This is a genomic window from Lysinibacillus composti, from assembly GCF_016908465.1.
In the GTDB taxonomy this organism is placed as follows: Bacteria; Bacillota; Bacilli; order Bacillales_A; family Planococcaceae; genus Ureibacillus; species Ureibacillus composti_A.
In genome coordinates this window covers 125297-151920 of record NZ_JAFBDY010000009.1, presented here as the reverse complement: position 1 = coordinate 151920, position 26624 = coordinate 125297, and the positions used below count along the sequence as shown (strand labels likewise).

Sequence of the window (26624 nt, the reverse complement as noted above, 5' to 3'; positions counted from 1 at the left end):
TTTAAAATAAGACTGAAAAATACCCGGAAAATCTCAAAAAGACAAAAGGCCTTCAGAATGAAACCATTCTGAAGGCCTTTTGTCGACAATCTGAAGTCTCCTACGCTTAGGAGACTTTTTTCTGTTTGAATAAGGTTCCACCTATTATTAATTTCTGTTAGATATCTATTAAACAACTAGTTATTTATTCTAATGATATTTCCTGCTCCTGAATCGATGTTCAAATCTATGATAGTCTTAATCGTTGGATCAGTTAGATGCTCAAAAATCACATAGAAGTGGTCCTGTATAAAAGATGCGCCATATTTATTATCTGCTGTAAATTGGACTGTATTTTTATTTATTGCTTGAGCAAATATGCCATTACCTGTTGCACCGAAAAATGCATCATTATCCCAACCTGGAGCTACAGAAATTTTAATTCTTTCATCTCCTCCGATTGGTGTAGCAGTTGTTAAAAATACGTTCGGATCCCCTGACTTTTGAGAACCTGCAATTTTAAGTTTAACATTCGTATATGTTGTCATGGATAACTCACTCGTAAATGTAATCGTATCATTTTCGTCATTCCATGTGTAAGTAACAAGTGGCTTCAACGGATAAACTCCAGATGTTTCTGAAGAGGCTGTCGTATTTCCTCCCTGGTCCAAAATAGAATTCTCAGCTGATTTAACTTCTATTTTATCTCCTTGTATAGTCGTTCCAGAGTAGTTGAGATGAACTCTCACTTTTGTTTCTCCTCCAACTAATGAAGAACCGTCAACCCTTGTTATATTTGTGATTGTTGCCGTGCTGTTATTATAAGCTTCACCAACCTTATGCAAGACTGGGATGAAGTCTTCTTTCCCTAAAGGACCAAACGAATCACCATATACCGGTTCAGAGAATGTGATATCGATAAATCCTTTTTCACTATCCATTACACTATCCAATACCATGGCAGCTTTTTGGTCAACCTCAACTGAACTTCCATCTGTAATATATCCAGTACTATACACCTGCTTATTTCCGGCTGGATCTGTCATTGTAAACTCAATCTCAACATTACCTTCAAGATTTGGATCCTGATTAGCTACATCAAATGTGAGATTCCAAGTCGATTCATCTTCATCTCCTGCATCATCTACTTGCAACGAATTAATATTCCCGGAGCCAATTGTTCCAAATTTGTCGGAAATAGTTACTGCTTCATTCGCATCAATAAACAAAGTTATTCGATCTGCTCTTCCGGCAATTTTAGGGTTATCAACTTTACTAGAGGAAATCATCGCCGCTTCAAGTGTTGGAGTTGTTAAATCAATGACAAATGAAGTTGTCGTTGCATTATTTGCTTCATCTATTACTGACAAAATATAAGAACCTTCTTGGGTAACCTCTACGCCTGAGGTAAATGTTTTCGCTTCCTCTCCGCTTTTTGTTAACGTTGCGGTTCCTTCATTAAATATTGGTGCAACCTTATGATTGTAATTTTGACCGTCGCTTACGCCAGATATGATTGGAGCTGTTTGGTCCATCGAGAATGAAACGCTAGATGTATTTTCTGCTTCATCCATTACAACTAATACATATTCTCCATCCTCATGAATGACATTACCCGATTCGAAGTTATATGGTGGTTCACCATTTTTTGAAAGTTGCCCATTGCCATCAAACACGATCGTCACGTCTTGATTGTACAAACCACCTTGCGTTACCCCTGTTATGGTAGGTGGGGTTTGATCGATTGTAAAGTTGATGATTGATATATTACCTGCTTGATCAGTTACAATTAAAACATAAGAACCTTCTTCACTAACGGAAGTTCCTGAAGTGAAGTTTTCAGCAGGCCCTCCATTTTTAGCTAATGTTGCGATTCCCTCATTAAATGTTGGCTCCACGCTATTTTTGTAGTTTTTATTAGAATCAACACCATTAATTGTAGGCGCCGTCTTATCTATTGTAAATTCGACCAAAGCTAAATTTCCTACAACATCTGTTGCAGTTAATAAATAATACCCCTCATCACTAATTGAAGTTCCTGATGTAAAACTGAACTCTTCTTCACCATTTTTAGATAGCTTTGCTGTGCCATCAGATAAACTCGGAGTAACACTTTCATTGTAGAAGTGTTGATGTTCAACTCCCGTAACTGTTGGTGGTGTTTGGTCGATACTAAATTCGACACTCGTTTGATTTCCAGCTGCATCAGTCACTTCTAACACATATTGGCCATCTTCATCGATTGACTTTCCAGACGTGAAATCTGTTTGTTCACCGGCATTTTTCGACAGTTTGGCAGTTCCTTCATTAAAGATTGGAGTAACCGCCTTATTATAAAGATTACCATCCGCTACTCCAGTTATGGATGGGGGTGTTTGATCAATTGAAAAGTGCACTGTTGTTGCATTTCCAGCAAGATCCGTAATCTTTAATACGTATTCTCCTTCTTCTTCAAGTGTTGCACCTGATGTGAAATCTATTTCTGCTTGCCCTTTCTTTGCTAGTTTCGCAGTTCCTTCATTAAATGTTGGAGTTATATTTCCACTGTATGAAGCCCCATCACTTACCCCTGTGAATGTCGGTGCTGTTTGATCAATTGTGAATTGAACAGTTGAACTAAGCCCTGACCCATCTGTTACAATCAATGTGTAACTACCCTCTTGACCAATCGGTGTTCCAGAAGTAAAACCTTCAACTGCACCACCATCTTTAGATAAAGTCGCTGTTCCCTCATTAAACTCCGGTGTAACAGCATTCTTGTAAAAATGTCCATTAATTACCCCAGTAATAATCGGTGGTATTTGATCAATGACAAATTGAATTGTGGTAATATTACCAGCTAAATCCGTCACCTCTAAAACATAGTCGCCATCTTCAGTAATTACCGTGCCGGAAGTGAACGGATTTTTTGTTCCGCCATTTTGCGTTAGAGTTGCAGACCCTTCAGTAAATGTTGGGGTCACATCACTAGTATAATTACTTTCATTTGCAACACCTGTAACTTCTGGTGCAGTTTTATCTATCGTAAATTTCACAGTTGTTATATTCCCGGCAAGATCCGTTACTACTAAATCATAAACGCCTTCCTCACTCAGTGTTGATCCTGAAGCGAAGTCAGTTGCTTGTCCACCATCTTTTGAAAGTTTGGCAGTTCCTTCATTAAATTCTGGTGTTATTTCATTGTTGTAATAAGAAGCATTCGCTACTCCCGTGATTATAGGTAACGTTTTATCGATTACAAAATTGATGGTTGTGATATTACCAGCTTCATCGATTACTTCTAATATATATTGACCCTCTTCTGTTATGGTTGTAAGGGACGTGAAATTCTCTTTTACCCCGGCATCTTTTGATAGAGTTGCAGTTCCTTCATCAAATTTAGGAATGACATTTTGATTATTTGCACTATCGTTTAAAACCCCGGTAACTGTAGGGGATATTTTATCAACCGTAAACCCAACAATTACTTTATTTCCTGATGAAATGACCTCAAGTACATAATTCCCCTCTTCACTAATGGTTGTTCCGGAAACAAAATTCTCTTTTTCCCCACCATTTTTTGATAGAGTTGCAGTGCCTCTGTTAAATTGAGGTACTACGTTAATATTATAAAATTCCCCCTCTGTTACACCCGTAATGACTAATGCTGGACTTGAACTTCCACTTCCACCACTGGATCCAGTGGTGCGTGTGTAAAGTATTTTCCCTAAACTATCAGTAATTTTTGAAATGCTTTGCTTTCTTTGCTCGAAGTTGCTTAGTATGGAGGAAATTGTTGACTTTGCTGGAATGATTACCATTTCTAGATTCAACTGTGTGCCAATTTCAATTTTCGTGGATTGATTTTGAACAAGTAGTTCCTTTAATCGACCGGCTATATTCAGTACAATTTCTCGAGCTTTCGTCAAGATTAATTGATCTATTTTTACGTTACCGGTAATATCAATCTCCACTGTCACATCCACGACTACTTTTCCGACTTCTCCATTCAGTTGAATTGATTTAACATCCACATCAATGAGTATTTCAGGTAACTTTGTATCAACGTTAAGTATGATTCCATCACGTTGAACATGAAGTAGATTAATCGTTGAGTTTCTTAAGTTGACGTTTAAACCTTTTGCATTATTCGCAATTACGCCATTTATGGAAGCAATAGAATGATCTGCTGAATCAATCAATACGTTATCAGCAACAACACGATCGAGGGAAATTTCCTTATCCACATTACTTGAAACATTCAAATTTCTTACATGTACATTTTTAACTTCGATATTATCTGCATTGATTGTTAAGTTATTGATAGCGGCGTCCCTTCCACTAAATAAACTCTCCGAATTGTTTAAAGTTAACGATTGTATCTCAATTATTTTTCCATCTTCAATTATCGCAATTAACTTTGCCCCTTTGAGAGCGTTCGAATTTTCTTCGGTAAAAATTGGGGATAATTGTGAGGAAGGAGTAAATACGCCATGATCTGTTTTAATGGTGTTAGATGAAATATCTTCGATTGTGAAAACGGGTTCTATATCAACTTGCTCTGCTTTCACAACAAATGTCGCTAACTGTCCGCGCGTCACGTTTGCCATTCCATCAAAAGTTGTAGGAGTTTTGCCCGATGTGATGTTGTTTTCATAAAGAGCTGCAATAGCATTTTTGTAATCACCACGAATGTCTTTAAATGGTAAAGCATTCGGTTTCGCCCCTTTCAAATCAAAGGCTTTAGCAATAATTTTAGCCATATGGTAACGCAAAATAGGTTCATTAGGTCGAAACGTATCATCAGAATATCCCCCTAAAATGCCGGCATTATGTAAAGCTGCGATGGCGCCATAATACGGATGAGTTTTTGGAATATCCTTAAATGCTGGATCAATTACATCTGTTGTATCTAATCCCAATGCCCCTGCAATGATAATGGCAGCTTGTCCTCTAGTTACATGGTCATTTGGTTTAAAAGTTCCATTCGGAAAACCCTTGATAATCCCACGTTCTGATAAACTTTTTACAGCACTATAAAAATAGTCTCCAGTTTTTATATCCAAGAAATCCGAACTAGCTTTTGCCTGATTAGGTGCTGCTATTGCCGCGCTTGAAACAATTAAAGCTGCAGTAATGCCAGCGTTTAAATACTTACGTGACCCAATTCCCCTTTTCGCCATATATATTCTCCTTTTGAATTGTCATATTTTTAAATACCTATGTATATATGAAACCGATAGTGAGATTATGACAAAAAAAGATTGAGCTCTAGTGAAAGAACTCAATCTTTTTTATGACATTCAATTAGTTCAAATTAAACGTATTACCAAATCTCTTCAGCCCATTCAGGATAATCTATAAACGGATTGCGATTTCCTTGCCATTTTTTTATGACATCATTACGATTACGTTCAAAATCATCAACCGGGTCTTGTTCATGCCATTTTAGTAAAACGGATAGTTTGCCGTGGTATGGATTGCTACCGTTATTAACCTTGTCGTTCAATTCAAGGTTAACTCGGTCTCCTTCTTCATAGCGGGTTGCCATGTAGAATAGGATTCGGGCTACATCACCTTTTACTCGATCAGGTGGTTCAAAGGAATCGGAATCTTTTTTACATCCTTCACACCCTTTAACTGGACTTCCACCATTATCGAAGTCTAAATTTCCTCTTGAAGTATTTACTTGTACATATGTTGGACGTAAATGATGGATGTCAGTGCCTGGTCCCATACTTGTCCCAAAATCACCGTGAGATTTTGCCCACGTATGTTCACGATTCCATTCTCCTACTTTTCCTCCATTACTGTTCCCAGAAATGGATTTTCCTGAATAGAATAAGATAACATTGTTTGGATTTCTCGGATCTTTATCTGTTTCACGAAGGGCTTCCCACGCTTGACTATATGAAAGCTGCGTATGGTCATCGATGATTTCGTGTAACGCAGTTTTTAATGCTTGTCCCGTTTTTCCAAAAGCATCTTGATAGTAGATTGCTAACTCTTGATCAACTTCTGGATTTTGCTCAGGATCCGGACGTGATCCTTTAGCTGGGAAAGTTTATGTTTTCTGCGTTGGCACCATTGATATATTCAATGTTCTCTTTCTTCTCTGCAGTTAATCCGCGAATTTCTTTGACATTTGGTCCATCAATAATGATTTTACCGACATTTGATCCTTTTAAATCTATGATGGCACCAGGTTGTTTTGGTTGAATTGTTAGCGTAACCTTCGCTAAACCTTCGCCCTCAAATTCTGCATATTCTCCAGTAAATACAATTCCATTTTTAATTACAGAAGATTTGTCTAGTTTTACAGACACACTTGGTTTATTAATAATTAATTTACCTGTTTTATAGTTTGTAAGATTATAAACTTGTTCTGCTTGGATTGGTTCAACTGGATCTACTTCATCTTTAGCTTTCAAATCAATTTGTACCATCACTGGGTCATGGTCACTTGCACGACCAGCCATGTCAGTGAAGTCTGCATTGATATGAAGAATATCAATTTTAGTATTGTCCACTAAATTATTAGATACTAAAATATGGTCTAATACTTGTGAGTTACCTTGGAACAGGTAAGTATAACGATCTTTCTCATCCACTGTATTAATCATGTTTGTCATTAATTCGCCTTCGTGGATTTCTAATGATTTCGAGTATTGGAAGTCGTTAAAGTCTCCAAGTGAAACGATGTTTGCATTAGGATTTTTCGTTTTAATATCCTCGATGAAATCATAAACAACGTTTGCAATCTTATGACGTTGTTCCTCGCTACCGTAGACAGGTGGTTGAGTAGCACCAAATAAAGGCGTATCCCCTGATTTTGAATTCCAGTGATTCGCAATTACAATCACTTCTTCACCTTGGAAGTTAAATTGAGCTGCTAATGGTTTACGGCTACTATTAAATGCTGCATTCGTTGGGTCAATACGTCCTGGATTATGTGTTAGTTTTCCATTCTCGTAACCAACTGCTGTAGTCGCGTCCCCTGATTCAATTCCATCCGGTAATGTAACACGTTCAGGATTATATAAGAATCCAACTCGGATATTCGCATTTGGGGCACCGCCATCTTGACCAGCGATTGGGTCTATATTTAAGTATTTGTACTCTACTCCACTTTCAGCTTTAATTGCTGCGATTAGTCGTTCATAACTTTCGTTTGCTGCAGTACCACCAGCATCTTGTCCATTATTATCTTGAACTTCAGTTACACCAACAATATCTGGACTTCCCATATCAGTACCGATCGCTCTTGCTAATTTCTTAACTTTTGAATCTGGTGTTTCGTCTGAAGCACTATTATTCGAGAAGTTTTCTAGGTTGTACGATGCAATTGTTAATTTGTTATCAGCTTTTACAATGTTTGTTTTTTCTGGAACTGCAGATCCCTTTACATATGCATTTTCCATTTTGTCTAAATCCGCATAGATTTTATAGTTTTGATACGAATAACCAACAATTCCAGTGATTGGCCCTTCAAATTTATCGCCCGTTGCAACTTCAAGGTCTCGAGCAGGTCCATTTGGTTCTAAACGGAACTGGATTCTTTCTGGATTTTGATCATCTTCTGTTAATAACAGGCCACCATGTAAAGAATTTGTTTCTGCACTTTCAAGCACTGTTATTAAATCACCGTGTTCTTGTGGAGCAACTGCTTTAACGCTACCAACTTCAACACGCATACCTTCAATACTTTCCCAGAAGTCAAGTGCATCTTCTTCTGGTTGGAATTCTGTTAATTCATCATCTTCAATATGCTTAGCTGTTAGAGTACTTTCATCAATTACAAAAGGTTCCGGTAAATCAACATTTTCTTGAAGAACTTCAACTTTTCCTCCTTTGTCATCACGAACATTAATTTGAGTTGTTTTCATGTCTGTATTGTTACGATTGCTATAACCATCGTACGCGTATTCATCAACTGTACCAGTCACTGAAACTAAGTCACCTACTTGAATATCCCATGGATTTTTACCACTATATAGGAGAATAGCTTCTGAAGTTTTTACATTATTATCTGCTAATTCATCAGGTGTTTGGATTGTATAATAGTTTGAGCCATTTAACGTGAAGTTGTAAGTTACAATTCCTTGTATTCCTTGAACAGTTTGATCGTCATATGGAGAGGTATGTCCTTCTCCTTGAAGATCATGAATTTGTAAAGAATCCGTTATCTTATAATCAAATGTTGAGACTTCACTAAATGTACCATCTTGAGCTTTTACAATTGCTTTTAGTGTTGTATTCTTTGTAATTTGGATAGGCTCCACATATTTAGCACTCTGATCAGTTGGTTCTGAGCCATCTAATGTATAGAATATTTCGGCTCCTGCTGTTGTTGTAGATAATGTTACTGATTGAGAACCCACAAATGTGCCTGATCCAAGAGAAGCGAGTGCAGGCTTAATAGCCGTGCTATCAACCACGATGTCGAGTTCTGAGCGGGGAATGATTTGATAATCATTTTCGAACTGTTGAACAATTCCTGTAATCGATTCGTAAGTTGTACCTACTTCTAATGAAGTAAGTTCACCCGTTTCATCGCGAACGATAAATTCTGAACCATCAGATGCAGTGAAATTTTTCCAGGTTGTTCCTGTTACTGAATTAAGTGTAACGTTTTTTACTGTCACGAGTTGTGATTCATTTTCTTCGCTCACCTCAGCACCAGTCACAACTTTAACTTGAGGAGCTCCTACGTTCGGTCCTTTTTCGACGATTGAAGCAGAATCTAATTGAAGTAATCCTCGATAGTCAGCTAACTTACCTGTTAGTGTTACCTCATCTCCAACTTTCATATCTAGGCTAGCTGGACGTACTGCGATACCACCTGTTTCATCTTGAATTGAGATAGTATTTTTTAAATTGGCCGCCACGATGCCTTTAACCGTTACAGTTTCACCCATTGCTTTTGTATGAGCATTAGCAATTGAAATTACTTCAGTTTCCTCCGAATGCTCAGGCTTTTCCGGGTTACCTTGATTATCACCTGACAAGGACATAGCAGAAGGTGATTTTAGTCCTGGACTACTAAAATAGGATTCAAGGTTTCCAGTAATCTCAACTTGTTGGCCTATTAAATCTGGGTTGGATTTTAATCCAAAATCAGAACGATATCCTGAAGTAACTTGTACAAACAACATTTTCGATGTATCAGTTTCATTCATTGAATCTGCAATAGCAAAGTTATTATCATCTGGGAATCCAGTTTTAATAACATTCGTTTTACTTTTAACATATCCAACAATATATCCCTTTACTTTTGCGTTTCCTGTATTATTTGCAATTGCATCAGCAACAGAAATATAACTAACGCTCTCTGTTGTAACAGAATCAATAGTTTCAGCACTTACACTGAAGGGCATTACTGGAGCTACAGCACTTGCTACTAAACTAGTTGCTAGAAATGCATTAAAGTACTTTTTGTTAGATCTTTTACTCATTATTTATTTCACCTATTTCTTATAGATTTTTTGAGCTTTTATTGTACTTGGACAATGACAAAGCCTCCTACTTTTTATAAGATGTCTTTTAAGTTTAGAAAGTTGTCTCCCCAGTTACTTCAATACCTGTCAAATCTACTTTATCGCTATTAATCTCTGTTAGATTTAGATTTCCACCAACCTTAATGTTAGAAAGATTAATTTCCTCAGTTACAGTACCAGTAAGCATTAGGTTTCCTGTAACTTCAGCATTTGTTAGAGTTTTAATCTCTGAAACGTTAACTGTAATATTACCTTCATGGACTTTTGATGCTTCCTGTGTACCTGAGAATTGATCTGCAGGTACTTCTTTAACGTTTGCGCCCAGTGTATTTAAATCAATCATAAATTTATTATCTGCTGTCGTATCAGCGTAGATTGAATAAATTGCTTCACCCAGCATTTTTTGCTTTGAATCTGTACTTGCAATCATTCCTTCAATAACTGCTTTAGTAGCTGCATCGGCTTTTTCATCACCTGCATAATGTGCCAGTAAGGCATTCGCAACGAAATCACCTAATTCAATTCCTGGTGCCAACTCTTGGCTAGCTATCCCTTGAGCTTCAGCAACTGTAACACCAAGTAATTTTGCTAATTCAGTAGGAACAAGTACTTTCATTCCTTTTAATAAAAATGTTTTAGCATACTCAGGGAAGTCATCAACACCTGCAATTGAATCAACAGTCACTGTATCAATTGTCATCTTTCCGTCAGCGATTTCTACATTTCTATAAGGAGATGGGAAAGTAACTAGTGAACCTGTTTCAATATCATAGATTGTATTTCCTGCTGCTGTTGTTTTGCTCACAGCGTCTTGTGCATGGAAATGTCCAGTAAAAACAATGTTTAAACCTGCATCTGCTAATCTTTCAGAAACCGTTTGCCAGTCTTGTATTACGTATTGTGGAAATATATCGTCTTGAGCACCAAAGTGTTCTACAACTCCATGATGAGTCATTCCAAGGATTTGTTTACCTTCAGCTTTTGCTACAGCAATTTGTTCTAAAATCCAGTTAAGTCTTTCTTGACTAATAGCACCATCCGTTTTCGGATAATCATCAGCCACGTTTGTATCATAAAGAACGGAGTCCATCACAATAAGTCTTGTCTCATCGTCTAATTCTGCTACGTAACTTAATGAATTAGGGTCTTTTGCAATGGCTTCACTATATCCAAAATCAGCGTACAATTCTTTGTACTTTTTAACATCGATATATTCAACATCTTCTGTTTTATCACCATTAAATTTAACGGCATTTGGATTTAGAATATCGTGATTTCCATGAGTAACAAAGACTTTCTTACCTGTTTTTTCTAAATCCTTTAAGATATCTACTACTATTTGATGGCTACTTAGTTCCCCATCTTTTGTTAAATCTCCTGAAATTAGTACTACTTCCGAGTCGCTTTTTTTGATATTTTCAATTGCAGCTTCAAGAACTGTTTTACTTTCAGAAAGGAGTTTTCTGTCTTTTGATAAATACTCCTCAAATGCTGTTCCAGTTGTACCTAATGCTGGATCAAAAACATGTATGTCTGAAAGTACTGTCATATTTAAAGATTCATCCGGCTGCACTTGACCCGCTATGTCTACGATACGGCCTTCAGTAGTCGTTGGAATAGCATCTTTATTAGCTATTAAATGGTCTCTAAAGTTTTCCCAATCTGATAACCCAAGATCTGTTACACGACCTTCTTTATAGGCATCTCCTAACACATGGTAACCATCTCCACCTTTAGCTGTGAAGGCATTTGTTGCAACTGTATATGTCTCTCCATCTTCTATTTCTACATATTTGCCTTCAGCATCTTTGTAGGAAATTTTAACGATACGTTCACCAGCAGGTTTAGTTGAATCATATTCAATTTTTGCACCCGCTACGTGTAAGAATCCACCATTCTCATTTGGATATTTCTCTACGCTTATTTCAAATGCTTCTTTTAATTCTTTTCCTGTAACATCCATTAAAGCTAAGGTATTACCAAATGGAAGTACGTTAATGACTTCTCCAACAGTAATTGGCCCTGCATCAATACTAGAGCGAATTCCTCCACCATTTTGGAATGCCATTATTACATCTTTGTCAGTGTATTGTTTTGCTTTTGCAAGCATTCCATCAGTAATTAAATTACCAAGGATTGTTTCTTGTTTACGTACACTTAATTTTTCTGTGTTTCCTTCATCAGAAGTACGTGGATTCGCAAGAGCATTTGTTAAAGTTACGCCTATTTCCGTATTATTTAGTTCTTTAACTCTATCGCTATAAGGTTTTATAATTTCTAAAGCCTCAGCATCTTCAGCATAATCAGCAACTTTTAATAATTCACCATTATAATCTACAACAACACCATTATGATCAAATGTAACGTCAAGTGTTCCTAGGTAATCGCTATATTGATAAGCTTGTACAATTAACGTAGCATCTTTTTTGTCACCACTAATATCTTCGTTAATTACGACTGGCTTTGATAGGTTTGTGTGACTATGCCCCCCTACAATTACGTCAATACCTTCTACTGATTTTGCTAGAATTTGATCGTTATCTACAGCTTCACTATCATCGAAACCAAGATGTGAGATTGCAATTATTTTGTCGACTCCCATACCTTCGAAAGCTTTTACTGCTTTTTCTGCCTCTTCAATATAATTTTTAAATGCAATACTTCCTGGAGAAGCTATATCTTTTGTTTCTTCAGTCGTTAAACCGAAAATACCAACTTTTTCTCCATCAATCTCTTTTACAATACCGTTATAGATTTTCCCACCTTTTGGATCACTAGAGATTAGGTCACTAAATAAGCCAGTAAATTTATCATCTTTTGAAAAATCAACATTTGATGAAACAAATGAGAAGTTAGCACCTTCAATGAAATCAGCTAATGCTTTGTGACCTTCTGGACTTGAACCTAAATCGAATTCATGGTTACCAAAAGTCATAACATCATAACCCATATAGTTCATCAGTTTTAAGTCCGCTTCACCTTGGTATTCATTGAAATAAAGTGTTCCACTAAATACGTCACCTGCATCTAGTAAAAGTGAATTTGGTTTTTGTTCCCTAAACTCTTTTACAGCTGTTGCACGTTTAGGAGCTAAATCTGTACGAGCATGTGTGTCGTTCGTATGCATTAACGACATTTCGAAACTTTCTTCAAATGAACCAATTTCATATACAGCTACAGTACCAGACACTTCATGTGTTGCAGCTAATAATGGTTTCTTTGTTGGGCTATCTTCAGCAGAAATAAATACTAAACCTTCTGGTGAAACGTCACCTGCAACATCTTGAGAGAAATCACGACTTGAAATAAGCGTTACGTATTTTGGTTTTTTAATATCTGACAAATCGTAAACCAGTACACCACTGAAGCGTTCTAATGCAATAAATGCATAAGGTTTTCCATCTACTTCACCAACTACAACACTTTCTGGTTCTGGTCCTTTATCATCACTTCGGTTATCCATTTTGATTTCATCATTTGTTGTATTGAAGTAGTCAGGTGCTAATAATGACGTAATGTTTTCAAAGTCATTTCCACTGTCATACACTAATTCCATTGTGTCAGCATCGAAGATTGAGAAGCTACGACCACCGTAACCGTAAAGAGCTTCGTATTTACCGTCTTTTACTCCGTTTTCTTTCGTAATTTTCACTTTACCGAAAGCATCTAGTAAACCATCTTCATTATTTTTCAGTTTTTTTACAAAAGCATCTAACTCTTCTTGTGAATAGCCTTCATAGTATTCTTCTTTTAGATTAATGAAGTCAATAATATCAGCAACTTCAGCTTCTTCAGAGTAACCTTCCCAATCACGTGCATCACCTTCATTTGGTGTTACAATGTAAGTTTTGTCATTCACAGTAATTGTATCGATACCGTCAGGCATGTAATGTGAAAGTAATGGTTGTTTTTCGATTTTGATTTTTTTATTATTTAATGCATCTAATTCATTACCAGGTTTAGAATAATCCTTTACGCCGAGCCCTTTCACGGAAAGGATTTTACCTGCTTCTAAGTCAATAGTTGCAATTGCATTATTTTCTTGTAGTGAAACATAAGCAGTTTTGCTATCTTCAGAAACTGTAATATACTCAGGTTCTAGTTGTTGTAATACTGTACCTCTAGAACTTACTCGTACTTTTGAGTCTAGTAAATCTTCAGTAAACAAAAGAGTTTGAGCTTTATAATTTTCTTCTTTAAATTTCTCCATATCAATAATAGAGATTGAACCTTCTGGATCTACTGAATAATCTTCGCTAGGTTCTCCTTCGTTAGCAACTAACGCTTTTTTACCATCAGGTGTAAAAGTCACCATATCAGGTAATGATCCAACTTGCACATGGGTAATATATTTACCATTTTTTGAAGCGAATATAATATATCCAGGATCTGTTTTCGGATTGCTTACCGCTGAAATTGCAATGATATCTTCAGTTGGATGTGATGCGATACTTGTGATATCATCTACATTTTTAATCCCAAATGAAGATAGAAGTACTCGTTCAGAAGAGATATTCTTAAACTCTCCTGATTTTAAATTTGCAAATGATAGAATATCGAAGCCTGCAATAGCCCCATTTGTGACGAATGCTAATTTACGTTTTACATCATACGCTGCGATTTCAGTACCAGTTTCTCCTTCACCACTATCATATCTAGCAATTTGAGTTACACCATTTGTTGAAACAGGTTTAGGATCTACTTTATTAGATCCACCGCCTGATGAACCGCCACTAGATCCACCTGAACTCCCTCCAGAACTACCGCCAGAATTGTTACCTGGCTTCACTTCAGATCCTTTATCATCTTTTACATCTTTAATTTTGTCTTTTACGCTGTTGTAGTTTTTAACGACAGAGGCAACGTCTGAACCTGTTGGAACGATTAATTTATCAATCGCTACGCTTACGCCTACTTCTACTTTTGTATCTTTGTTTTCAACTACCAGTTCTTTTACTTGTCCAGCAACTTTAAGTGCTAGTTCAACTGCTTTTTCTACTGCAACTTCACCGATTGAACCTTTACCAGTGATTTCAAGTTTAACCGTTACGTTAATCGTTACTTTTTCAACATCTGCGTTCACTTCAATTGATGTTACTTTTGTGGAGACTTTTACTTCTGGAAGCTTTTTATCAGATGAAATGGCAACATTGTCACGTTTTGCATGAACGCTATTAATTGATGAACCTTTTAAGTCAATTTTTGGCCCTTTTGCTGTTTCTGCTACCACGTTTGTTAAAGAAGCAACTGCTGTAGCGGCTGGAGAGGCTTCTTCAATTACTAACTCACCTTTAGCAACTAATCCTTCAGCTGCAAACTCATTTACTACTTTACTAGTTAAAATTACATCTCCATTTACCGTTACATTGTTTACTGCAACATAGTCAGCATTTACTTTCACATTGCCAGTAATAGTTGATTTACCACCATCAAACACGACTGTTTTATCTGCTGTACCTGCCGTATTTAATGTGATTGATGAAATCGATTTTACTTCACTATCTTCTATAACTGCTTTCAATTCTGCACCTTTTAAAGCCTCTGCATTAGTAGAAGCAAAAATAGACTTTAGAGAAGAAGCAATTTTCAATTCGCCCTTTGAAGTTTGGATAGTAGAACCCGTAACATTACTAACTGTGAAAGATTCTTCCACATGACCGGCCTTTTTAGCTTTTTCAGCATTTACAACAAATTGTGCCAATTGACCACGTGTTACGTTAGAAGATCCACCAAATGTTGACTTTGTCGTACCGGATGTAATTCCATTTTCGTAAAGAGCCGTAATAAACCCTTTATAGTCTGGGTACATATCAGTAAACGGTGCTTTAGTATTGGAAGATGATTCTAGATTAAAAGCTTTTGCAATGATTATTGCCATATGGTTACGTGTGATTGGCTTGTCTGCACCGTATGTTCCATCTTCAAACCCATTAATATATCCTTTATTTGCTAGCGCAGCAATTGCACCATAATATGGATGTTTCGTTGTGACATCTTTAAAGTTTGGATTGGTCACATTTTTCGTATCAAGACCTAATACTCCTGCAATAATAACTGCAGCTTGACCGCGCGTTACATTTTGATTTGGTTTGAATTTGCCATCCTGAAAACCATTAATAACGCCACGTTCCGCTAAATTAGACACAGCTTCATAGAAATAATCACTAGTTTTCACATCAGGAAACGACTTTGCAGCATCAGCTGTTGGAGGTGCAACTATTCCAGTACTTGAAGCAGCAACTGTAGCAACAAGTGTTGCGACAAAATACTTCTTATTTTTCATCTTTTTACTCATAAAATAAACCTCTTTTCCTATTAATTCATAATTCTAAAAATCTCTTAAATTAATAGTAATGGACATTTGTAAACCTTAAGGGGCTTTTTTATCAAGATTTTGTAAATATGGAAGTATCTATAATACTAGTGATTCTTAATCTATAAACATAGATAATTCAAGGGTCCTGGTCGTTTTCATAGGGAAATTAAATATATTTTCATTTACAAGAAATTTACTTCTTAACATTACACACAACTAATGACCTACATCTTGCAGAAATATATTGTAATTTATATTAATCCTGTTGATAGTGTAATATCTTGTAGAAATAATGATCAAAAAAAGAGCTATCCCAAAACTTTCTAGGGATAACTCTTATAAATCATTAATAACTCTCTACAACATTAAAGTTTCGATCATTATAAACAAAGAATACATAATCTGGATTTAACTTTGCAATGATATCTGTTGGATTACCTTTAAGGTAACGTAAATCTAATACTGTTAGCTGTTTGAAATGGCTAGCTACGTGGAACTGAATCGCATTAAAATAGGAATCTTTGACAACGACAATGTGTTTATCAGAGTCGTAGTCCTTATTTAATATATTTAGCATTGCATAGTCGGCTGAGTAACCACTAGCATAGGATACTAGTTCTGTATCATCCACTTTTTTGGCTTGTCCATAAATGTCGCTAAATGACAGTGGCTCTTTTCCAGCGATTACATCACCTTTATAAACTTGGAATTGTGTTTCAAAAGATTCCGGATTGTTATAGCATACTTGATCATCACTTTTAACCGTCATGTATAGCACTTTGTTCCATGATCCAGAAAATGCATTTGGTAAACAAACATTATTTGTTTCATCATATGGGATTGGTTCAATGTTTTCACCAATCCGTTCATTTATGTTTTCCATTAAAGCTAAGTAACCTTGATACGCACCAAACATTTTCCAGTGATGGTCTGTTTTAAAGTACATATTATGGACGTCTACTCCTTTAGGAATTGAATCCATGATTTTTGCGTTATCAATGCCCTTTTCTGTTAGCACTTTATGTAAACGATTGTTACTTTCAATTCCACCGTCTACTGGCATAAAGTCTGGACTTGGCTCTCGGATATATGTCGCTTTTGCTGGGAACGTAAAGAACGCCATTGGTATGTCTTTTGCTGCTAGACCTTCTTTAAAACCTACAAAGTCATTCGCAAAGGCAGTGATGGATTCTTCTTCTACTGGTTCAACTGCTTTCGTTACAATCCACCCAGACTCTGCATCGACAAAATAAGAATCCTTAATAAAAGTCTCTCCAAGTGCAACTTGACTCTTTACATAGGTTTTCATCCAATCATCACGATAAGGAAACTGATCTGTGATATAGCTTTCCACTTTTTTTACGTACTCACCTGAAATCACATTTTTGAAAGTTGGTTCAAAATCTCCCTGTTGAAGCGAGCGGTTTTCCATCTCGGAAATTTCACGATCTACGGTTGTAAAATGAAGAACAAGGCCCGTTACTAGGACCGCAATAAAGGCTATGGGTAATAAGAAATTTAGTATTTTCATGTTTTTCACCTAAAATCTAAAGTAAATGAATGGATTATGTGTTGCATTTACTAAATACATTGTAATCACTAGAATCAGTGCAATGTAGAAAACAGTTTGCCAAATTCTTAACGGTGCTGCAAAAGCAATGGATTTCTCTGCTTTCGACTCTGACCATTTTTGATACATGATATAGATTGGCATAGATAAAATAAACGCTGCAATGAAATAAATAGAGTAGTCTTTCATATACAATAGGGTATTGTAATCAAATGTTGCCGCATCTGTCATAAAGAACATTGCTTTCAGATAATCAAATGCATAAGAAAAATTGTCTGCTCTAAAGAATACCCAACCAATCATAACGATAAACAATACATAAATATGACGGAACACTCTTGGAATTTTGTTTAACCACTTCAATAGGAATTTTTTCTCTAGTGAAATTAATATCCCGAAGTAAAAGCCCCACGCCATAAATGTCCAACTTGCTCCATGCCAAAACCCTGTAAGTGTCCAAACTACTAATAGATTTCTGTACACTTTCCATTCATGACTTACACGACTTCCTCCAAGTGGGAAGTACACGTAATCTCTAAACCATGAACTTAATGAAATATGCCATCTACGCCAAAACTCTGAAACGGATTGAGCGATATATGGATAATTGAAGTTTTCTTCAAATTTAAAGCCAAAGATTCTCGCTAAACCGATCGCCATATCACTATATCCTGAGAAATCGAAGTAGATTTGTAGTGAGTACGCAATAATCCCAATCCAGGCCGTACCTGTTGTTAGGTCTCCACCAGAAATGGCAAAGATTTGATCGGCTACTTCGCCCATCGGATTAGCAATTAAGACTTTCTTTCCTAACCCTTGAATGAAACGTCTTGTCCCAATCATTAAATCTGAACTTGAAGTAAAACGTTTTTTAATTTCTTCATTAACTGTTTGATATCGAACAATTGGTCCCGCAACAAGTTGTGGGAATAACGTAATGAATAATGATAAATCAATTAAACTACGTTGTGCCGGTACCTCTTTTCGGTAAACATCGATAATATAACTAATCGCCTGGAACGTATAGAACGAAATCCCGATTGGCAGTGGTACTGCTTCCCATTCGATTTCCTTCCCAGTTAGATCCGCAAAGATATCAATAAAGAACCCCGCATATTTGTAATACCCTAAAATAGCTAGATTCAAAATCACGGTAATCCAAAGAAATGTCAATCGCTTAGATTTTTGTTGAGCCTTGTCCATGACGATCCCAAATACATAGTTAATAAAGATGGAAATCAGCATTAACACTACATATTTAGGTTCTCCCCACGCATAAAAAAGTAAACTTGCGATGAGCAATATGCTATTTCGCAATACTTTCGGAGAGATAAAATACAAAATAATTACGATGGGTAAAAATACATACAAAAATAAAAGGCTACTAAAAACCATAGTAATTCTCCAGTCTTAAATAAAAATTAGCATTTTAACGGTTTGGTACGAGATTAAATTCTAAATATAGAAAACACCTTTCGTGTGAAGGTTGTTTGGAATTGCATTGCTTGCTAAAAATCTTGTAAATCCAATTCTATTAATCCATAGAAACCCGTCGAATAATGTCATTTTATTCTATTTCAAGTATTCAGTATACACTAGAATTTTAGTTTTTAGAATATGAAATAAAATGAAACTCAAAGGGCTCCAGCGTATAAATGTAAAGATTTTCAACACAAAAAAAGAGTTGTCCTCATTCAAACAACTCTCTAACACTCTATAACAAATTTCTTCTTTATTATTCAGCCATTTTGATGACAAGCACATCTCCAATGACTCGAACAGAATCTTGTGACGGCCACGTTCCCATTTCTTTGATTTCATCCCGTTCATTAAATACTTCTAATTCCTCAGGTGTTAAAAACTCCAGTTTATACCCTAGAAAATGCTCGAACATCTTTTGGAAGTGTGCAGTGTATATGACGATATGTTCCCCCGTTGAACCAATCATCTTCGGAGTTTTTTTAGGGATAATATTCGAAGACAAATCTGTTTCCATTTGATATCGACCCACAACATGGATCATTTTAGCATCCTCATAATCATCTAATTGTTCTACACGATCTAATATTCGATTGGCTAAATGGATGGAGCGCTCAAACTTAAGTTCCATATTAAAATAAGCGATATTAGCAATTAATCCAAAATTATAAATAGTCAGTGTTAATAACACCACCGTCGACCATGAAATAAAACGTTCAACTATCATTGGATTCCGTACATCCACTGCATCATATAATAGAACTAAATAAATATAGACGACACATAAACTAAATACCATTAATATATGATAAATTGCTTCGGGAGATAGGAAATAAACAACATAGAAGCTAATTGACAAGCTCAATATTAAAAGTACCAAAACCAAAAGCTGCACAATATTCTTATAGACTTTTTTTATCAGCAAAACTGTTACCGTTGCGATGATTAATGTAATACATAGCAAAACATTTAACCATTCGAAAAAATCCACTTGTGTCTGATTGACGAATCCATCAAAAAAGAAAGTCTTTAAATCCTGTCCGATCTGATCAAAAATATCCGGAAAGTCTTCGAACGTTACTGTCCCTACTTTATCGAGTCCCTGATAACTCGTAATGGATACTTCTAAATATTTCGTATAAATCTTATACACAACTAAGTAGGCGACCATCCCGATTCCAAGCATGAGACCTGAACGAAGAACATTCATCCCTAGCTCTTTTGTAGTCGTTTTTCTCAAGAGAATATCATGAATTAACCATAATGTGATAAAAGCCATTGTCACAGATAAATTCGCTTGATAAATTCCTACACCTAAACATAAAAGGATTGCGCCTATAATAAAACCGAATCGATACTTTTTCGTTAAAACGACAGCGAGGATTGCAAAAAAAGTGCCCATCATATAGCCGTCAGCAGTGAACATATATGAAAAAGTTGCCGTAACACTTGGGAATGTGACGACAATTCCTGAAATCAATACAATCGAGATTTTCTTTTTAACTTCAAATAAACTAACTATACAAATGGCAGCTAATGCTAAGAACAAAATAGAAAGTAACCCAATCACCCACGGTAAATCAAAATAAGTACTTAACCCGCTAGCAGCGCTTAAAAAGAATCTACCTGATGTTACTTTCGCTTGCGAACTATAAATATTTAATAGACCATCATGGTTGGGTAACCTATGTACAAAAATATAAAGGTGAGTTAGTAATCCAATGATGAACGCAGAATAAAAAGCCAGTTTCCATTCATATGGAATGCGCTCCTGTAAGGTGAATCCACCATTCTTTCGCATCATTTACCTCCTAAGTTTCCTTTTATATACATATGTAGCAGTATCTGAAATAATATTACTAGTATTTCTGACATTAAATTTTTTTATACGAGTTTTAGATCTAAATACTGGAAGTTAACATTATAGTACAGTATAGCGTACAAAAATAAGCCCAGCAGAGTTTTAAATTCTGCTGGGCCTAATGGTTGGTAGCCATATGATAAATATCTAGTGGGACAAGGAACCTGTCCCCTTGTCTCTGTTTATGATTATCTTAGTAAGTTAGATAATCGGTCCTGATTTTGCTCAATTTCTAATAAACTCTTCAGTTCTTTACATTCATTTACTAGTTCTGCAATAGATTCCAATGAAGAAATATATGCCCTAATCAAAATGGTATTTTGCTCTTTTTGAAGCAACTCTTCTTCTAGTAAATAGATTACTTGCATGTATTCTTCTTTTTCTTTTGTACCATGTACTGAGTTATTTACAGTGTGGTTTATTAGACTTAGGATTTTGCGTATCTTTTGTCCTTTTACTAGAGGGCTTTCATCTGACTGATTCTTCCCTATTTGAGACTTCCCTATTATCACTGGTTTAGGTTTTCTTTCTAGATACCCTTCTGCCAATATCTCGATGGAAGTGGCCATAAAATTCGCCGTATCTTCTAAATTTGTATTTACTTGTCTTTCACGATTTAAGATTAAATAATTCACCATCTGACTTGTAAATAAGAGATTTAAATTCCAAACATAATCCTTGATTTTCTCGCCATAAAGGTTGATGAAGAATTCACTTAGAAGTGTATCAATTTCAGTTGAAATATTTCTTGCAACATCGTGAATGTTTTGATTCTTAATTAACGCCCCATCATTACATGAGGACATTAGTATTTGAATTTGTTTCACAAATACCTTTTCATAACAGACGGTAATTAAATCGCTTAATTTCTGTATGGAAGAATCGTACTCTTTGCTATAAATCTTTGTTAATACTTGCTTGATTTCTAGTGGGATCGTATTAATAATATCAATTAACAAATCTTCTTTAGATTGATAATACTTATAGAAAGAACCCTTTGCCATATTACTTTCTTTAGCTATTTCCTCCACTGATGTGGAATGGTAGCCGTTTTCTGAAAACAAGTGGATGGCAATTTTAATGATTTCTAGCTTTTTTTTATCCAAGTTCCATTGCCTCCATTAAAACGATGGATTCAAAAGGGAATTCCCCTTTGAATCCTAGTACTTATAAAGTAATCGTTTCTTTTTCCTTTTCTTTTGCCTTCTTCTCTAAATTTTCTAGTTTTGTACGCTTTTTATTAATCCGCTTGTTTTTCATATTTGCCACAATCAAATATAAAGAAGGTACTACAAATAAAGTTAAAGCAGTAGAGAAGATAACACCAGAGATAATTGTAATCGCCATTGGTCTAAATAAAATATCTCCAATTAACGCAACTGGTAGAAGCCCTAAAATAGCTGCAGATGCTGTTAAGATAATCGGACGGAAACGAGCCTCTGTTGCTTTTATAACGGCGCTCGTTAAATCCATTCCTTCTTTTCTTGCATCTTCCATAAATTCGATCAACACGATACCGTTACGAACAACGATACCCGCCAACGCAGTAATCCCAATAACCGACATAAAGCCAAGTGGTGTACGTGTAACAAACATTCCAATCACACCACCAGCTGCAGCTAAATAAACTGTTGTCAAAATGATTAACGGTATTGAGAATGAGTTGAATTGAATCGTAATTAACACGATAATCATTACAAGACATGCGATGAATAACAGTCCTAAGTCTTGGAAGGATTCGGTTTGCTGTTCAACTTCCCCTCCAATTGACCATTTATATCCATCAGGCATATTTAACTTTTCAATCTTCGGTATAATTTCAGTCATAGCCGCAGTAGCAGTTGTTGCTTCTGTTATATCTGCCCCAACTGTAATCGTACGTTCTAAATTATGGTGATTAATTTGTTGAACTGAGAATGTTGGTTTCATTTCAACTAATTGTGCTAATGGAACTTGTTCCCCTAACGCATTTGTTACACTCAACTGTTGATATAAAGAAGTTGGATCACCTTGGATCTCTTCATCTAAATAAAGCTTAATATCAATTAAATCGTTTCCTGTATCAAACTCACTTACACCTAACCCTTGAGTTAGTAATCTTAACGTTGTTGTTAAGTTCGTATAACTTACTTGATTTAGATCCATTGCTTCCTTATTGACAATAAACTCTAAAGCATAGCGTTCAACACCAACAGAATCTGAAATATCGTAAGTTCCATTTGTTTCAGCAATGATTGTTTTGATTTGTTCAGATAAGCCTCGAAGCTGCTCCATATCTTGACCAGTTAAACGAATTGAAATAGGATCCCCTACATCGATACCTGCAGATAGTGAAGATGCAATAACTGAAATCCCAGGGTATGCCTCTTTAAAGTGATCATTCCATTCATCAAGGGTTGCTTGAATATCAAACTTTCCTTCTTCACCTTGAATATTGATTTGACCAGCGCCTGAACCACTTCCTGCCCCCATACCATTAAATAGTTGAGGTGCACCGCCTCCAGAAGCATACGTAATCGCCTCTACTCCAGGCTTTTCCTGAACCCAAGCAGCAATTTCTTTTACCACTCGGTCAGTTTCTTGAAGTGATGTACCTGTTGGCATCGAAACATCAATCGTGAATTGTGGATCTTCTGCTTTTGGGAATAACTCTACTGGTACAAAAGCTGCTAATCCAAAGGCTGCAGTACCAATTAAGATTCCTAGCGTACCAATTAGTATTGGACGCTTCACCACTTTTTTCATCGCTTTACCTGAATACAAGCGATTTAAGGCATTGATTTGTTTACCCAAGAATCCCGGGTGTTTATTTGGTTTCCCTTTTTTCTTCTGATGGCGAGATTCATACCATTCTCGGAAAATCGGTACAATCGTTAATGACATAGCCATCGACGCTAATAGTGAAAAGATAATCACTAGTGGAATTGGTTTAATAAATTTCCCCATATCCCCTGGCAAGACCAATAATGGAAGAAAGGCAGAGATTGTTGCTAAAGTGGCTGTAATAATGGATATGATTACTTCTTTAGTTCCATTTACTGCTGCTTCCATTGGTTTCTCACCTAAAGAGGATAATCGCCGTTCAATATTGTCATTTACAACTATCGCATCATCTACTAACAGCGAGAGTACGATAATAACTCCAATAACCGTCATTTGGTTCAGTGTTACATCAAACATTGGTAATACAACTAAACCAACCGCTAATGATAATGGAATGGCTAACATTACAATAGAAGAAGTCACTAAATTTAATGCCATGACACATACAATAATAACGGCGATCATGGCAATCAATAATTCTTTTGATAGGCCATGGAACATATCATCAATTGTATTTTTTTGTGCATATAGCAGGTCTAACTCAAAACCATCTGGAAGTGTTGTTTCTAGTTTTTTCATGTTTTCAACAACACGATCATGTATTGCTGGAACATCACTGCCTGTTTCTGCACTAATATTTAAAGTAATAGTTGGTAGCCCATTACTGTAAGCATAATATGAAGTTTCAGCATGTGTAAGTTCGACGCTTCCAATATGTTCTAAGTAAATTGGAAAACCATCTGAAGTTCTTGTAATAATAACTCGATTTAAATCTTCAATGTTTTGTGTATTTTCGATTCTTAGCTGATAGTTTCGTTCCTGAAAATCAATATCCCCGATAGGCGTACGTTCATTTTCAGCTTGAATTGCTTGTGATACTTGAGACCAAGAGATATTGTATTGTTGCATTTTTTGAGTATCTAAGTTCACCCGGATTTCTTGATCAGGAATTCCTTTAATATCGATGTCAGCAATACCAGGAACTGCTCGTAATTGGTCTTTCCAAGAATCCATTAAACTACTTAATTCTTTTAGTTTTTCTGGATTGTCTGCAGTCACTGCATAAGAACTAACAAATGTTGTTACAAGATTATCGTTTACAAAGGGCTGATTTGCACCTTCTGGAAGCTCACCCCCGGCATCTTGAACTTTTGTTCGTAGCTCTTGCCATTTTTCTTTCGGATTTGCTCCAGATTCTAACATTACCATAATCGTTGATACGCCTTCAGACGATGTAGAAGTAATCGTATCAACACCTTGCATTTCTTTAATTTTTTGCTCGATTGGTTTTGTGATCGTTTGCTCAACTGTTTCTGGTGTGGCACCAATGTAAGTCGTTGTTACCATAGCTTGACTGATAACTAAGTCAGGAATTTCTTGTTTCGGTAATTGAAAAAAACTTAGTAAACCAAAAATGGAAACAACCGCAAAGAAGAGGAGTGTAATTTTACGCTTTTTGATTAAGTACCGAATCATTCTTCTTTACCCCCACTAGTTTTCAATGGGTCCCCATCGAGTACTCCTTCTCCCCCTCGAATAACGATTTCCGTTCCTTCTTCTAATCCGCTAACAATATGAATCTTATTTCCTACTAATTTACCTGTTACAACAGCAGTTTTCACAGCATGTCCATCTACGACTTTGAACACATATGGATCAGAGCCACTTGAGATCACCGCTTCGATTGGTACAAGAATTCCCACATTATCACTTACAGTTCTGTTAGCAGATACGACTTGACCTGGAAGCCAATCAAGTTCTTCGTTATCAATGACAACTTCTACACTTACTGTCCCTGTTCCCTCATTTGTTTGGGGATAGATTTTTGAAACTTTACCTTTTCTTTCTTCATCATAAAGACGAACAGTCACTTCATCTCCTGCTTTCCAATTCGCTACTTCTTTATCTGGAATCGGAAGGATCGCCTTTAATTGATTGATTTTACCAACTGTGTAAATTGGGTCACCTGCATTAATTTGTTCACCTTCTGAAACATGTTTCGTTAAGATGACACCACTTGTTGGCGAAGTAAGTTTTGTTTTTGCTAAAGCTACTTCAGCTTGTTTTTTACCAATCAATGCTTGTTGATAAGAAGCTTCAGCTTGTTTTTTAGAAGCTTGTGACTGTTTTGCTGCAGCTTGGGCTTGGGCTTTACCTGCTTCTGCTTCTTTGATACCTGAACGAACAATATCACGTTGCTCTTCAGTAGAACCTTCTGTAATAAGAGAATAAGATTGTTCAGCAATGGCAACTTGTTTTTGAGCATTATCTACTTGAAGTTTTATTTCATCGTACTGTGATTTTGCCACAATACCTTGATCATATAACGCTTTAATTCTTTCTAAATCTGTCTTTAATTTCTCGTGTGCACTTTTAGCTAGATCGACGTTTATTTTAGCTTGTTCTTTCTCTTGTGCACGTGCGCCTTTATCGACTTGTGCTAGATTTGCTTGAGCACTATTAATTCGGGCATTTGCTGCCCCAATATTAGCTTCCGAAGCAGAGATGGCCGAATTTGCAGAAATAACCGTTGCTTCAGCTTGAAGAACTGCATTATCAGCCAAATCAACTTGTAACTGTAAGTCTGAATCAATTAAACTTGCCAAAACCTCACTAGACTTAATAGAATCACCAACATCTGCTTTTAAATCTTGGATTTTACCACCAATTTGATAGGATACGTTCGTTTCTTCAACTGGTTCAAGCTTTCCGGAGAAACTGGATAACGCATCAAGAGACTCTAACTCTACTGAGGCTGTCTCTACATTAATAGCCGCCCGCTTACTTTTACTCTCGCTCTCGCTTGCACTCGTAGCTCCAGAGGAACAGGCTGACATTAAAAGTGCAGAACTAATTACAATTGATAAAATCGCTTCCTTTTTTTTCACTTTTTTCTTCCTCTCACTTAAAAAATTAGATAGATCATTACTTCATGGCTAATTGATTCCAGATTTCAAAATCAAGTTTAGGCTACATAATAGGCCTTGGATGTCGACAATGTCTTGTTAAGACATACAGATCGCGTGCTATTAACGGGGGGCCTTGAAGGTTGTCGGTCTTGTCGACATGACTTACCGAACAAGGTTAAAAAGATTATGTACTGTTAAAATTTTATATCCC

Annotated in this window: 10 protein-coding genes; all 10 read right to left on the bottom strand. The window is 36.2% G+C overall.

The window, feature by feature from the left end; all coding sequences use genetic code 11:
* Positions 1-176 precede the first annotated feature (176 nt).
* The gene (locus JOD29_RS11640) at positions 177-5141 is read right to left on the bottom strand and encodes an S-layer homology domain-containing protein (RefSeq protein ID WP_124763261.1); all 4965 of its coding nucleotides are present in this window, start codon (positions 5139-5141) and stop codon (positions 177-179) included.
* 143 nt (positions 5142-5284) lie between these two features.
* On the bottom strand, positions 5285-5893 hold the full coding sequence (locus JOD29_RS11635; RefSeq protein ID WP_240033593.1) for an endonuclease I family protein: 609 nt from the start codon (positions 5891-5893) through the stop codon (positions 5285-5287).
* Between the two features lie 115 nt (positions 5894-6008).
* A complete protein-coding gene (locus tag JOD29_RS11630) occupies positions 6009-9413 on the bottom strand; it encodes a DUF6359 domain-containing protein (protein ID WP_124763265.1) in 3405 nt (1134 codons plus the stop codon).
* A gap of 94 nt (positions 9414-9507) precedes the next feature.
* Positions 9508-15750 (bottom strand): choice-of-anchor I family protein, encoded by a 6243-nt coding sequence (locus JOD29_RS20450; protein WP_239585680.1) that lies wholly within the window; start codon positions 15748-15750, stop codon positions 9508-9510.
* A 367-nt stretch (positions 15751-16117) separates the two neighbouring features.
* Positions 16118-17302 (bottom strand): DHHW family protein, encoded by a 1185-nt coding sequence (locus JOD29_RS11605; protein WP_124763267.1) that lies wholly within the window; start codon positions 17300-17302, stop codon positions 16118-16120.
* Positions 17303-17311: 9 nt separating this feature from the next.
* On the bottom strand, positions 17312-18736 hold the full coding sequence (locus JOD29_RS11600; protein WP_124763269.1) for an MBOAT family O-acyltransferase: 1425 nt from the start codon (positions 18734-18736) through the stop codon (positions 17312-17314).
* A gap of 340 nt (positions 18737-19076) precedes the next feature.
* Positions 19077-20621 carry a glucosyltransferase domain-containing protein gene (locus JOD29_RS11595; RefSeq protein WP_158610519.1) on the bottom strand — a complete coding sequence of 515 codons (1545 nt, stop codon included), beginning with the start codon at positions 20619-20621 and terminating at the stop codon, positions 19077-19079.
* 248 nt (positions 20622-20869) lie between these two features.
* Complete coding sequence (locus tag JOD29_RS11590) at positions 20870-21787, bottom strand: TetR/AcrR family transcriptional regulator (protein ID WP_124763273.1); 918 nt, start codon at positions 21785-21787, stop codon at positions 20870-20872.
* A 61-nt stretch (positions 21788-21848) separates the two neighbouring features.
* On the bottom strand, positions 21849-24980 hold the full coding sequence (locus tag JOD29_RS11585) for an efflux RND transporter permease subunit (RefSeq protein WP_124763275.1): 3132 nt from the start codon (positions 24978-24980) through the stop codon (positions 21849-21851).
* Complete coding sequence (locus JOD29_RS11580; RefSeq protein ID WP_124763277.1) at positions 24977-26392, bottom strand: efflux RND transporter periplasmic adaptor subunit; 1416 nt, start codon at positions 26390-26392, stop codon at positions 24977-24979. Before JOD29_RS11580 ends, JOD29_RS11585 begins: the two co-directional genes overlap by 4 nt.
* Positions 26393-26624 lie beyond the last annotated feature (232 nt).